The organism is Rhizobium sp. Leaf453, assembly GCF_001425605.1.
In the GTDB taxonomy this organism is placed as follows: domain Bacteria; phylum Pseudomonadota; class Alphaproteobacteria; order Rhizobiales; family Rhizobiaceae; genus Pararhizobium.
Genome location: NZ_LMRG01000001.1, coordinates 595,588 through 608,231 on the forward strand (window position 1 = coordinate 595,588; position 12,644 = coordinate 608,231).

Annotated in this window: 11 protein-coding genes; 2 read left to right on the top strand and 9 right to left on the bottom strand. The window is 62.7% G+C overall.

All coding sequences use genetic code 11. The annotated features are described in order from the left end of the window. Window positions 1-2,160: a xanthine dehydrogenase family protein molybdopterin-binding subunit gene (locus tag ASG68_RS02890; protein ID WP_062583295.1), complete on the top strand. Its 2,160-nt coding sequence runs from the start codon at window positions 1-3 to the stop codon at window positions 2,158-2,160. Between the two features lie 10 nt (window positions 2,161-2,170). Further along, on the top strand, window positions 2,171-2,812 hold the full coding sequence (locus tag ASG68_RS02895; protein ID WP_062583293.1) for a hypothetical protein: 642 nt from the start codon (window positions 2,171-2,173) through the stop codon (window positions 2,810-2,812). 73 nt (window positions 2,813-2,885) lie between these two features. Here ASG68_RS02895 and ASG68_RS02900 read toward each other — a convergent pair whose 3' ends face one another. The 9 genes from ASG68_RS02900 to ASG68_RS02940 form a co-directional block, all read right to left on the bottom strand. Beyond that, a complete protein-coding gene (locus tag ASG68_RS02900) occupies window positions 2,886-3,668 on the bottom strand; it encodes an SDR family oxidoreductase (RefSeq protein WP_062583291.1) in 783 nt (260 codons plus the stop codon). An 80-nt stretch (window positions 3,669-3,748) separates the two neighbouring features. Next, on the bottom strand, window positions 3,749-4,519 hold the full coding sequence (locus tag ASG68_RS02905) for an enoyl-CoA hydratase (RefSeq protein ID WP_062583692.1): 771 nt from the start codon (window positions 4,517-4,519) through the stop codon (window positions 3,749-3,751). Between the two features lie 31 nt (window positions 4,520-4,550). Next, a complete protein-coding gene (gene mmsB, locus ASG68_RS02910; RefSeq protein ID WP_062583289.1) occupies window positions 4,551-5,441 on the bottom strand; it encodes a 3-hydroxyisobutyrate dehydrogenase in 891 nt (296 codons plus the stop codon). Continuing rightward, the gene (locus ASG68_RS02915; RefSeq protein WP_062583287.1) at window positions 5,438-6,541 is read right to left on the bottom strand and encodes an enoyl-CoA hydratase/isomerase family protein; all 1,104 of its coding nucleotides are present in this window, start codon (window positions 6,539-6,541) and stop codon (window positions 5,438-5,440) included. Before ASG68_RS02915 ends, mmsB begins: the two co-directional genes overlap by 4 nt. Continuing rightward, a complete protein-coding gene (gene lpdA / locus ASG68_RS02920; protein WP_062602596.1) occupies window positions 6,525-7,916 on the bottom strand; it encodes a dihydrolipoyl dehydrogenase in 1,392 nt (463 codons plus the stop codon). Before lpdA ends, ASG68_RS02915 begins: the two co-directional genes overlap by 17 nt. Before the next feature lie 4 nt (window positions 7,917-7,920). Continuing rightward, a complete protein-coding gene (locus ASG68_RS02925; protein WP_062583282.1) occupies window positions 7,921-9,198 on the bottom strand; it encodes a dihydrolipoamide acetyltransferase family protein in 1,278 nt (425 codons plus the stop codon). A gap of 2 nt (window positions 9,199-9,200) precedes the next feature. Further along, a complete protein-coding gene (locus tag ASG68_RS02930; RefSeq protein WP_062583281.1) occupies window positions 9,201-10,214 on the bottom strand; it encodes an alpha-ketoacid dehydrogenase subunit beta in 1,014 nt (337 codons plus the stop codon). A gap of 1 nt (window position 10,215) precedes the next feature. After that, entirely contained in the window at window positions 10,216-11,448 is a 1,233-nt protein-coding gene (locus ASG68_RS02935) for a 3-methyl-2-oxobutanoate dehydrogenase (2-methylpropanoyl-transferring) subunit alpha (RefSeq protein WP_062583279.1), read from the bottom strand. Window positions 11,449-11,514: 66 nt separating this feature from the next. Further along, on the bottom strand, window positions 11,515-12,642 hold the full coding sequence (locus tag ASG68_RS02940) for an acyl-CoA dehydrogenase family protein (protein ID WP_062583276.1): 1,128 nt from the start codon (window positions 12,640-12,642) through the stop codon (window positions 11,515-11,517). Window positions 12,643-12,644: the final 2 nt, after the last annotated feature.

The window sequence follows — 12,644 nt, forward strand, 5'->3', positions numbered from 1 at the left end:
ATGACCGTGCAACAGATTTCCACCACCCGCCGCGCCTTCCTCGCCGGCAGCGGCCTCGTCATCGGTCTCGCGCTTGTTCCGCGCAACATGGCCGCTTTCGCCTCCCCGAGCGGTATCAAGGCCGGAGGCGAAGATGCGTTGACCGCCCTTAACACCTTCGTCAAGATTGGCACCGACGACACCATCACGGTGCTTTCCAAGCATATCGAGATGGGTCAGGGGCCGTTTACGGGACTGGCGACCCTCGTCGCCGAGGAACTCGACGCCGACTGGTCGCAAATGCGCGCCGTGCATTCTCCCGCCGATGACAAGGTCTACGCCAATCTTGCCTTCGGTCTGCAGGGAACCGGCGGCTCCACCTCGATCGCCAATTCCTACGAGCAATTGCGCAAGGCCGGCGCCACCGCACGCGCCATGCTGGTCGCGGCGGCCGCCGAAGAATGGGGCGTGCCGGCTGGCGAGATCACCGTCGAGAAGGGACGCATCAAGCATGCGGGATCGGCCAAGGAAAGCGGCTTCGGCGCGCTGACCGTCAAGGCGGCGGCACAGACGCCGCCGGAAAATCCGGTGCTCAAGGACCCGTCGAAATTCGTCTTGATCGGCCAAGAACTGCCGAAGCTCGATACGGTCGGCAAGACCAACGGCACGGCGATCTACACGCTCGACATTACTCCCGACAATGTGCTGGTCGCCGTCGTTGCGCATCCCGAGCATTTCGGCGCGACGGTCAAATCCTTCGATGACAGCGAAACGCTCAAGGTGATGGGCGTGGTCGATGTCAAACAGGTGCCGCAGGGCGTCGCGGTTTATGCCGACAACACGTTCGCGGCCCTGCGCGGCCGGGCCAATCTGAAGGTCGAATGGGATTTGTCAAAAGCCGAGACTCGCTCGAGCGAGGAACTGGCGGCGGATTACGCCAAACAGTTTGCTGAAAAGGGTCTCGAAGCGACCAACAATGGCGATGTCGACACGGCCTTCAAGCGGGACGGCTTGCAGACCCTGGAAGCGGAACTCGTCTTTCCCTTCCTCGCCCATGCCCCGATGGAGCCGCTCGACGCTGTCTTCATCAAGGCCGCGGACGGATCGCTTGATGTCTACAATGGCGCGCAATTCCCTGCCATGGACCAGATGACGGCAGCCAAGATCATCGGGATCGATCCCTCCAAGGTCCGCGTCAACACGCAGATGACCGGCGGCAGTTTCGGCCGCAAGGCACAGTTCGGCTCGCCCTACATGCAGGAAGCCGCCGGCGTCTTTGCCGCGACGGACGGCAGCCGGCCGCTCAAGCACATGTGGACCCGCGAGGACGACATTCGCGGCGGCTTCTATAGGCCGATGTATGCCCATAAGATGCGCGGCGCGATCGATGCGGACGGCAAGATCACGGCCTGGGAACAGGTCATCGTCGGCCAGTCGATCATGGGCAAAGCCGATCTCGACGAGACCTCGGTCGAGGGCGCGTCGAACCTGCCCTATGCGATCCCCAATCTGCGCGTGACCGCCCATAATACCCAACTCGCCGTTCCGCCGCTCTGGTGGCGGTCGGTCGGCCATACACATACGGGCTTTGCCGTCGAGACCTTTGTCGACGAACTGATGCAGAAGGTCGGCAAGGATCCGGTCGAAGGTCGCCTTGCGCTTCTGACCAACGAGCCCCGGCATACCGGCACGTTGAAGAAGGTGGCGGAGATCGCCGATTGGGGCTCGAAGGTTCCCGATGGCCGGTCGCGCGGCGTCGCCGTCGTCAAGAGCTTCGGCACCTATGTCGCCCAGATCGTCGAACTCTCGCTCGGCGACGACGGAGCGCCGCGCGTCCACAAGGTCTGGTGCGCGGTGGATTGCGGCGTCGCTGTCAATCCGAATGTCATCAAGGCGCAGATGGAAGGCGGCATCGGCTACGGCCTCGGCGCCGTCCTCTTCGATGCGGTGACGCTGGGCAAGGGCGGCAAGATCATGCAGTCCAACTTCCATGATTATCGCTCGCTGCGCATCAACGAGATGCCGGCGGTCGAGGTCGCCATCGTTGCATCGACGGAAAAACCGAGCGGAGTGGGAGAACCCGGCGTTCCGCCTGTCGGGCCGGCCGTCGCCAATGCCTGGCGACGATTGACGGGCAGTCCGGTCCGGACCTTGCCGATCGTCAATGTCGTGACATCGTGAGGGCTGCACCATGAAGAACCGTATCATCGCCCTCGGCGCCACGCTTGGTGTCGCCGCCTCTCTCTTCGCCGCCACCTTATCGGTCGCGCAGGATACCGGGACGGAAACATCCGCACCGCTCAAACCGGCTGCGGAGTTCCAGTCGATCACCGATGCCAAGCAGCGCTCCTGGGCGCTGTTCGAGGAGGCCGGAAAGGTCATTCAGCATCCACGCTGCGTCAACTGTCATCCGGCAACCGACCGGCCGCTGCAGACCATGGCCATGCACAAGCACCAGCCGCCGGTGACGCGCGGCGATGGCGGCATGGGCATGCCGGGCATGACCTGCAATACCTGTCACGGGCAGGCCAATGTCGAGGTCATCGGTCAGGCTGAAACGCTGAAGAGCATTCCCGGCCATCCCTCCTGGCATCTGGCGCCGATCGAGATGGCATGGGAAGGCAAGTCGCTCGGAGACATCTGTCGACAGATCAAGGACCCCGAACGCAACGGCGGCAAGACGCTGGCCGAGATCACCGAGCATATGGCGCATGACAGCCTCGTCGGCTGGGGCTGGCAGCCGGGCGCCGGGCGCGAACCGGTTCCCGGCTCGCAGGCGGTGTTCGGCGAACTGATTGCGGCCTGGGTCGAAAGCGGCGCAGCCTGCGAATGACCCTACATCTTCGCTGACCACCACAAGGAAGGGCGCGGCATCGACCGCGCCCTTCGTCATTACGAATAAGCTGTCAGCGCAGCAGGCCCTGCCCTCCATCCACCCAGATCGGCGTTCCCGTGACATGGCGGGAAAGGTTGGAGGCGAGGAACACCACGACGTCTGCCACGTCGGCGCTCTTGCCCGGCTCGCCACCGGTAATCGGCACCTGACCCTCCGGCCACTCGACGGGAATGGCGGTTTCCTCCTCACCGCGCAGCTTGGTATTGGCGTCGATATTGGTTTCAATCTCGCCGGGGCAGACCGCATTGACGCGGATATTGTGTCGCGCCAGTTCGAGCGCCAGTTGCTGGGCCATCGCCACCTGCGCCGCTTTGGTAGCCGAATAGGCGGTCGCGCCGGGTGTCGTGAATGTGCGAGTGCCGTTGATCGACGAGACGACGATGATCGAACCCCCACCGCCGACCTTGAGATGAGGAACCGTCAGGTGGACGGTCAGATAGGTGCCGCGCAGGTTGATCGCGATCGTCTCGTCCCACTCGGCCGGCTTCAGGTCATCGATCGGCGCCCAGACACCGTTGATGCCGGCATTGGCGACGACAATATCAAGCCGCCCATGCGCGCCGATGAGGCGATCGACCGCCTGGCGCATCTCGTCCGCCTGCGAAATATCAGCGACGAGCGTCATCGCCTTGCCGCCGGCAGCCGTGATTTGATCTGCTGTTTCCCTAAGTTCATCCTCGGTTCGCCCAAGCAGACCGACAACAGCGCCCTTTTGCGCCAGCGCCAGTGCCGAGGCCTTGCCGATGCCGGAACCGGCGCCAGTGACCAGCGCCACTTTTCCTGAAAATTCCATGATATCCCGCTCTCCCTGTGAGGAAGCGGAATTCTTCAGGCGACGAAAAGTTCAGTCTTGATCAAGCGAAATGGGAGCGGTCACTTGCCCTTGAACTGCGGCGGCCGCTTTTCGACGAAGGCAGCCATGCCTTCCTTCTGGTCCTCGGTCGCAAACAGGCCGTGGAAAATTCGGCGCTCGAACAGGATGCCTTCACGCAGACCGCTTTCCAGTGCCCGATCGACGGCCTCGCGCGCTGCCATGGTCGCGAGCTTGCCATAGCCGGCGATCGTGCGGGCAGCAGCCAGCGTTTCGTCCATCAGCTTGTCAGCGGCCAAGATACGGGAGACGAGGCCGCAGCGCTCCGCTTCCGTCGCATCCATCATCCGGCCGGTCAGGATCATATCCATTGCCTTGGACTTGCCGACCAGTTTGGTCAGCCGCTGTGATCCGCCCATACCCGGGATGACGCCGAGCTTAATCTCCGGCTGGCCGAACATCGCGGTTTCCGACGCGAAGATAATGTCGCACATCATCGCCAGCTCGCAGCCGCCGCCCAACGCATAGCCGGAGACGGCAGCGATCTTCGGCGTCCGGAACAATGCGAACTTGTCCCATGCGGCAAAGAAATCGTCGCCGAACATATCCGGAAACGACTTGTCGGCCATTTCCTTGATATCGGCACCGGCGGCGAAGGCCTTTTCCGATCCGGTCAGCACGAAGCAGCCGACGCCGGGATCACGATCGAGCGGCGCAAGTTCGGTGGCGAGCGCATTCATGATTTCGGAATTCAGCGCGTTGCGGGCGGCCGGCCGGTTCAGCGTGACGATGACGACCCGGTCCTGCTGTTCGACGATGATCGGTTTTTCCATGAACTGGTCCTTGGCCATGAGGAGCGGACGATCAGAGATCGGCGGATTTTTCCCTAAGGAGATTGATGATACCGGAAAAATCCGTGTCGGCATGCCCGATATCGTTGAACATCTGATAGAGTTCGGCGGCCTTGGCGCCAAGCGGTGTTGTTGCTCCACTGGCTGCGGCCGCCTCCTGCGACAGCTTCAGATCCTTCAGCATCAAGGCACCGGCAAAGCCTGGCTTGTAATCGTTGTTGGCCGGCGATGCCGGGACTGGTCCCGGTACGGGGCAGTAGGTCGTCAGCGACCAGCACTGGCCGGACGAAACCGAGGCGACATCGAACAGAGCCTGATGGGAAAGTCCGAGCTTTTCGCCGAGCACGAAAGCCTCGCCGACGGCGATCATGCTGATGCCAAGGATCATGTTGTTGCAGATCTTGGCAGCCTGTCCGGCTGATGCGCCACCGCAATGGATGATCTTCTTGCCCATGGCCTGGAAGATCGGTGCGGCATCGGCAAAGGCCTGCTGCTCGCCGCCGATCATGAAGGTCAGCGTACCGGCCGCCGCACCACCCGTGCCGCCCGAAACCGGCGCATCGAGCGAGGGGCAGCCCTTCCCGGCGGCCAGTTCATGCGCCTTGCGGGCGCTGTCGATGTCGATGGTCGAGCAATCGATCAGCAATGTACTGGACGGCACCGCCGCCACCAATTCCTGCCAGACCGATAGGACATGCTTGCCGGCGGGCAGCATGGTAATGACGGTATCGACATCCTCGACGGCTTCGGCAAGCGATGTACAGGCCGTGACCCCGTTTTTGCTAGCCTGATCCAGTAGCGGTTGGGCGAGATCGAACCCCTTCACCGCATGCCCTGCTTTGACTAGATTGGCCGCCATTGGGCCACCCATATGGCCGAGACCGATGAAACCGATTGAGGTCATGGGTTGGCTCCTTGCTTGCTGGCGTCAGTGAAGATCGGCCGGTCGACCGGCTGAAAATAGGCGGCGACATCGGCATCGATCACATCGGCAAGCCGGGCCGGGCGCCATTGCGGATTGCGATCCTTGTCGATGACGGCGGCGCGGACGCCTTCGTAGAAATCATGGCTGGCGAGAACCGCGACCGTGGCCGCAAATTCGCGCTCCAGGCATGCCTCCAGGCTCGGTGACTGCCGGCCAAGCTGCAGCAGGCGCAATGTCACGTTGAGACTGAGCGGGGACTTGGTGGAGAGGTCGGCAAGACACTGCTGCGCGAACACACCGCCGTCCTTCTGCAGGGCTTCCATGATCTGCTCGACGGTATCGAAAGCAAACAGCCGGTCGATGGCCTGCCGGTTCTGTTCCAGCTTGCCGGATTCGGGTTTCGCTGAGTGGGACTCGATCACCGCAGATACAGCATCACTGGATCCGCCTGCCGAGAGTTCGGGCAGCGCCTCAATCAACGCGGGCAGGCGATCCGATGGCACGAGGCTGTCCGCGAGGCCGGCAAGAATGGCGTCTGCTGCCGAAAGCGGTTCCCCCGTCAGCGCGATATAGGTGCCAAGCTCACTGTCCTGCCGCGTCAGGAACCAGGAGGCACCGATATCCGGAAAGAAGCCGATCCCCGTTTCCGGCATGGCGAAGCGGGTGCGCTCGGTGACGACGCGGTGACTGCCATAGACGGAAATGCCGACACCGCCGCCCATGACTATGCCATCCATGATGGCGATATAGGGTTTCCAATAGTGGCCGATGCGGGCGTTGAGCCGATATTCCTCGCGCCAGAAGGTTGCGGGTTCATCGGACCCGGCTTTTCCTCCGTCATAGATGGCGCGGATATCGCCACCGGCGCAGAGCCCGCGCTCCCCCTCCCCCGTGACGATGACGGCCACGATGGCGGGATCGCGCTCGAAATCATCCAGCGCCGCTTCGATATCGCGCACCATGCCCAGGGTCAGGCTGTTGAGCGCCTTCGGGCGATTGAGCCGGATGCGGCCAAGCGCACCTTGTCGCTCGACCAGTGTTTCGGAGTGCAATGCCGCGGGATCAAATATGGAGGGCATGACCAAGTGCTTTCATAGCGGCTTCCTGAAAACCTTCGCTGCGGGTCGGATGCGGGTGGATCGTCGCGGCAATATCCTCCAGCCGCGCGCCCATTTCCAGAGCCAGCGCAAAGGCGCTCGACAGTTCGGACACGCCGGCACCGACGGCCTGAACACCCAAGACGAGGTTGCTGTCGGATCGCGCCACGATGCGCACGAAGCCCTCTTCCGAGAGCATGGTCATGGCACGCCCATTGGCGTTGAACGGAAACTGCCCGACGCGGATCTCGTACCCTTGCGCTCGCGCTTCGTCCGGCGACAGGCCGGCGGTGACGATTTCCGGATCGGTGAAGCAGACGGCCGGGATACAACGCTTGTCCCATGTCCGTTTCCGGCCCGCGACGATCTCGGCGACCATTTCGCCCTGCGCCATGGCGCGATGCGCCAGCATCGGCTCGCCGGTGATATCGCCGATAGCGTGGATACCACGCATTGATGTCCGGCAGCGATCGTCGATGCGCAGGAACCGGCCGCTGCGGTCGAGATCCAGTTCCTCCAGCCCCCAGCCTTCCGTGCGCGGCTTGCGGCCCACGGTCACAAGGATCTTGTCGGCGGCAAGCTGCTCCTCCGCTCCCTCAGCCGTCTCGATCAGCAACGCATTGCCGGCAAGCCCCTTGGCCTTGGCAGCGGTCAGCACGCGGACACCGAGATCGGCAAGACGCTTTACCACCGGCTTGACCAGTTCGGCATCATATTGCGGCAGGATTTGCGGGGTCGTTTCGACCACCGTCACGGCAGACCCCATCTTGGCGAAGGCCGTTCCGAGTTCCAGCCCGATATAGCCGCCACCGACAACGACAAGATTTTGCGGGACGGTTTTCAGAGACAAGGCCTCGGTCGAGGAAATGACCGGGCCTCCGAACGGCAGGAATGGCAACTCCACCGGCTCGGAACCGGTGGCGATCACCACCGTCTCGGCGCGGATGACCTGCATTCCGGTTTCCGTCTCGACCTCGACGGTCTTGCCGTCGCGGAACCTCGCCCGTCCATGGACGATCTTCACCCGGGCCTTGCGCAGCAGACCCAGCACGCCGCTGTTCAGCCGGCCGACGATCCCGTCCTTCCAGGCGATAGTTCTGCCCAGATCGAGTTTCGGCGCGTCGAGAGAAATGCCGAGAGGGCTCTTGCCACCAGCCATATGACTGACCTTCTCGAACTCCTCGGCCGCATGGATCAGCGCCTTGGAGGGGATGCAGCCGATATTCAGGCAGGTGCCGCCCGCCTTGACGGCTTCGACGATGACGGTATCGACGCCAAGCTGGCCGGCACGGATGGCGCAGATATAGCCTCCCGGTCCGGCGCCGATGACGAGAAGTTTGCAGACGATCTCTTTCATGGGCTCAGCTTTCAATGAAAATCAGCGCCGGCGTTTCGAGCAGCGCCTTGACCCGCTGAACGAAGGTCGCCGCATCCCAGCCGTCCACCACGCGGTGATCGAAACTGGAGGACAGGTTCATCATCTTGCGCGGAATGAACTGGCTGCCATCCCAGACCGGGCGGGTCATGATCTTGTTGACCCCGACGATTGCCACTTCCGGATGATTGATAATCGGCGTCGTGGCGATGCCGCCCATGGCGCCGAGCGAGGTAATGGTGATGGTCGAGCCGGACAGTTCTTCGCGCAGCGCCGATCCAGTTCGGGCAGCCTCTGCCAGCCGTACGACCTCGGCCGCGCAATCCCAGATGCCGCGTGCTTCCGCATGGCGCACCACCGGCACGGTCAGGCCCGCAGGTGTCTGGGTGGCGATGCCGATATGGACGGCCGCATGCCGGCTGATAATGCCTGCGTCATCGTCGAAAGTGGCGTTGACCACGGGCTGCTCGTCGATGGTTTTCACCATGGCCCGCATCAGGAAGGGCAGGATGGTCAGCTTTGTCTGTTCCGGCTTGCGACCGGCATTCATCGTCGCCCTCAAATCTTCCAGATCGGTCACGTCGATTTCCTCGACATAGGTGATATGGGGAATGCGCGAGGTGGCCAGCACCATCTTTTCCGAAATGCGGCGGCGCAGGCCGGTGACCTTGATCTCCTCGACTGCGGTCCGCTTGGCAAGACCGGCGGGTGCAGCCTGCGGCTGCGTGCCACGGGCAAGAAACTGGTCGAGATCGTCATGGGTGATGCGGCCGGCAGGACCGGTGCCCGTCACCTGCCTGAGATCGATGCCGCCCTCCTGTGCACGCAACCGCACAGCGGGTGATGCCAGCGGCTTATCGGCAACAGCGTCCGTGTGAGGTTTGACCTTGGCAACGGGCGCGGTTGCGGCCGGCTTCTGAATCTCGGAAGACGGCGGGCTTTCGGCCTTTTCCGTCAGCAGCCTTACGGGTTCGGCTTCCACAGTTTCCGCCGTCGCAACAGCCTCCGCCTCGCCGCCCTCCCCCGCAACCTCGATGCGCACCAACGGCGCTTTGACGGCGACGACATCGCCGATCTCCGCACCCAGCCATAAGACCGTGCCGCTGACCGGCGACGGGATTTCGACGGTCGCCTTGTCGGTCATGACGGCGGCGAGGATCATGTCCTCACGGATGGGATCGCCGACCTTGCAGTGCCATTCGACAAGTTCGGCTTCCGCCACACCTTCGCCGACATCCGGCATCTTGATGGTGAATTCACCCATGGTCACGCCTCCATCACTTCGGCAAGCGCACGTCCGACCCGGGCGGGACCGGGGAAATAATCCCATTCCTGCGCATGCGGGTAAGGCGTATCCCAGCCGGTGACGCGAACCACCGGTGCTTCCAGATGATAGAAGCAATGCTCCTGCACCAAAGCCGCGAGTTCCGCGCCATAGCCCGAAGTCAGCGTAGCTTCATGCACGACGACACAGCGCCCGGTTTTCGAGACCGACTGCACGATCGTATCGAGATCGAGCGGCAGCAGGCTGCGCAAGTCGATTACCTCCGCATCAACGCCCATTTCTTCCACTGCGGCCAGCGCAACATGCACCATCGTGCCATAGGCGACGACGGTTACCGCGGAGCCTGGCCTGCGGATTTCCGCCTTGCCGATGGGGATGCTGTAATGCCCCTCGGGCACCTCGCCGAGCTCATGTTTCGACCAGGGTGTCACCGGCCGGTCGTGATGGCCGTCGAAGGGGCCGTTATAGAGGCGCTTCGGCTCGAGGAACATGACCGGGTCCGGGTCCTCGATCGAGGCGATCAACAGGCCCTTGGCGTCGTAGGGATTGGAGGGGACTACAACCTTCAGGCCGCAGACATGGGTGAACAGCGCCTCCGGGCTCTGGCTGTGCGTCTGGCCACCGAAAATGCCGCCGCCGGTCGGCATGCGCAGCACGATCGGGCAGGTGAAGTCACCGTTGGAGCGGTAGCGGATGCGGGCTGCTTCCTGGGTGATCTGGTCATAGGCCGGATACATGTAATCGGCGAACTGGATCTCGACACAGGGCTTCAATCCATAGGCGGCCATGCCGATCGCCGTGCCGACAATGCCGCTTTCGCTGATCGGCGCATCGAAGCAGCGGGTCTTGCCGTATTTCGCCTGGAGCCCCTGCGTGCAGCGGAAGACGCCGCCGAAATAGCCGACATCCTCGCCGAACACGACAACATCGTCGTCGCGCTCCATCGACACATCCATGGCGCTGCGTACGGCCTCGATCATCGTCATTCTGGCCATGTCAGTATCCTGCCTTCTGCCGCTGACGACGAATATGCGCGGGCATTTCGGCATAGACACCCTCGAAGATGTCCCGCACCGAAGGCTTGCCGCCGGCGTGCAGAGTGCCGTGTACCTCCGCCTGCTTCTGCGCCTGGATCACCTCGTCGAGGATTTCGGCTTCCGCCTGCACATGCCGCTCCTCCGACCAGACGCCGCGCACGATCAGGTGCTTCTTCAGCCGCAGGACGGGGTCGCCGAGCGGCCAGGCTTCGGATTCGGTCTTCGGACGGTAGGCGCTCGGGTCATCGGAGGTCGAATGGGCACCGACGCGATAGGTGACATATTCGATCAGCGTCGGACCGAGATTGCGCCGGGCGCGCTCAGCTGCCCAGCAGGAGACGGCATAGACGGCGAGATAATCGTTGCCATCGACACGCAGCGCCGGGATACCGAAGCCGAGGCCACGGGCGGCAAACGTGCCGGAGCCGCCGCGGGCGATGCCTTGGAAAGTCGAAATGGCCCATTGATTGTTGACGATGTTGAGAATGACCGGTGCCTTGTAGGTCGAAGCAAAGACCAGTGCCGAATGGAAATCCGATTCCGCCGTCGAACCATCGCCGATCCAGGCGGCGGCAATCTTGGTGTCGTTCTTGATGGCGGACGCCATGGCCCAGCCGACGGCCTGCACATATTGGGTGGCGAGATTGCCGGAAATGGTGAAGAAGCCGTGTTCCTTCGACGAATACATGATCGGCAACTGCCGGCCGCGCAACGGGTCTTTCTCGTTCGAGAATATCTGGTTCATCATCTCGACCATTGGATAATCATCGGCGATGAGCAGACCAGCTTGCCGATAGGTCGGGAAGTTCATGTCGCCCTTGCGCAGAGCCTTGCGAAAGGCACAGCTAACGGCCTCTTCGCCGAGATGCTGCATGTAGAACGAGGTCTTGCCCTGCCGCTGCGCCATCAGCATTCGGGCATCGAAAGCCCGGAGCTTCATCATGTTGCGCAGGCCGGTCAGCAACTCCTCGTCGGAAAGCAAGCCTGCCCAGGGGCCGACAGCCTCGCCGTCACGGTTCAGGACGCGGATGATCGAATAGGCGAGATCGCGGATGTCTTCCGGTGCCGCATCGACCGGCGGGCGCGGCACGGAGCCGGCCTTGGCGATGTTGACGTTGGAAAAATCCGGCATGCCGCCGGGCCGGACCGCCGGTTCCGGTACATGCAGGCTCAATTGCGGGAACTCGATCATGCCTCGTTCTTCCTCCCGTTTTTCACCCTTGCCTTCCAGTCCCTCCCGGAAGTAGGGCGTTTTTTCTTATAGACTACGCGCAATGACGATGCGCTGCACGTCGCTGGTCCCTTCGTAGATCTGGCAGATGCGGACGTCGCGGTAGATGCGCTCGACCGGATAGTCCGACATATAACCGTAGCCACCGTGAATCTGGATCGCGTCCGAGCAGACCTTCTCTGCCATTTCCGAGGCGAACAGCTTGGCCATGGATGCTTCCGTCAGGCAGGGCTCGCCGGCTTCCTTCAGTGCGGCGGCATGCAGCACCATCTGCCGCGCCACCGTGATCTGCGTCGCCATGTCGGCAAGGCGGAAGGCGACGGCCTGGTGCTCGATAATCGGCTTGCCGAAGGCGATGCGCTCGCGGGCATAATCACGTGCCGCCTCGAAGGCCGCCCGCGCCATGCCGACCGATTGCGCGGCGATGCCGATGCGGCCGCCTTCGAGATTGGCAAGTGCGATCCTGTACCCCTCGCCTTCCGCGCCCAACCGCAGGTCCGCGGGGATGTGCATGTTGGAAAAGGCGATCTGGCAGGTGTCGGATGAATGAAGGCCGAGCTTGTGCTCGACGCGGACGACCTCGTAGCCGGGCGTATCCGTCGGCACGATGAAGGCGGTGATGCCCTTCTTGCCGGCATCGGGATCGGTGACGGCAAAGACGATGATGACATTGCCGTTCTTGCCGGAGGTAATGAACTGCTTGGCGCCGTCGAGCACATAATGATCGCCATCACGGCGGGCGCGGGTGCGCAGATTGGATGCATCGGACCCCGCCTGCGGCTCGGTGAGGGCAAAGCCGCCGATCCATTCGCCGGATGCCAGTTTCGGCAGGAAGCGCTGCTTCTGTTCCTCGGTGCCGAATTTCAGGATCGGCACACATCCGACGGAACTATGCACACTCATGATGGTCGAACAGGGACCGTCACCGGCGGCGATCTCCTCCAGCGCGACGGCATAGGCGACCGTGCCTGTTTCCGAACCACCATAGGCTTCCGGCACGAGCATGCCGAGGAATCCAAGTTCGCCCATCTCCTTCAATTCGTCCTTCGGGAAGGCATGCTTCACGTCGCGTTCGGCGGCACCCGGCAAAAGACGCTCGCGGGCGAAATCACGGGCCATGTCGCGGATCTGGATTTGCTGTTCGGACAGGATCATCA

Excerpts from the sequence above, each read along its gene's own strand:
- ASG68_RS02890 (WP_062583295.1), top strand. The coding sequence starts at position 1 with ATGACCGTGCAACAGATTTCCACCACCCGCCGCGCCTTCCTCGCCGGC.
- ASG68_RS02895 (WP_062583293.1), top strand. The coding sequence starts at position 2,171 with ATGAAGAACCGTATCATCGCCCTCGGCGCCACGCTTGGTGTCGCCGCC.
- ASG68_RS02900 (WP_062583291.1), bottom strand. The coding sequence starts at position 3,668 with ATGGAATTTTCAGGAAAAGTGGCGCTGGTCACTGGCGCCGGTTCCGGC.
- ASG68_RS02905 (WP_062583692.1), bottom strand. The coding sequence starts at position 4,519 with ATGGAAAAACCGATCATCGTCGAACAGCAGGACCGGGTCGTCATCGTC.
- mmsB (WP_062583289.1), bottom strand. The coding sequence starts at position 5,441 with ATGACCTCAATCGGTTTCATCGGTCTCGGCCATATGGGTGGCCCAATG.
- ASG68_RS02915 (WP_062583287.1), bottom strand. The coding sequence starts at position 6,541 with ATGCCCTCCATATTTGATCCCGCGGCATTGCACTCCGAAACACTGGTC.
- lpdA (WP_062602596.1), bottom strand. The coding sequence starts at position 7,916 with ATGAAAGAGATCGTCTGCAAACTTCTCGTCATCGGCGCCGGACCGGGA.
- ASG68_RS02925 (WP_062583282.1), bottom strand. The coding sequence starts at position 9,198 with ATGGGTGAATTCACCATCAAGATGCCGGATGTCGGCGAAGGTGTGGCG.
- ASG68_RS02930 (WP_062583281.1), bottom strand. The coding sequence starts at position 10,214 with ATGGCCAGAATGACGATGATCGAGGCCGTACGCAGCGCCATGGATGTG.
- ASG68_RS02935 (WP_062583279.1), bottom strand. The coding sequence starts at position 11,448 with ATGATCGAGTTCCCGCAATTGAGCCTGCATGTACCGGAACCGGCGGTC.
- ASG68_RS02940 (WP_062583276.1), bottom strand. The coding sequence starts at position 12,642 with ATGATCCTGTCCGAACAGCAAATCCAGATCCGCGACATGGCCCGTGAT.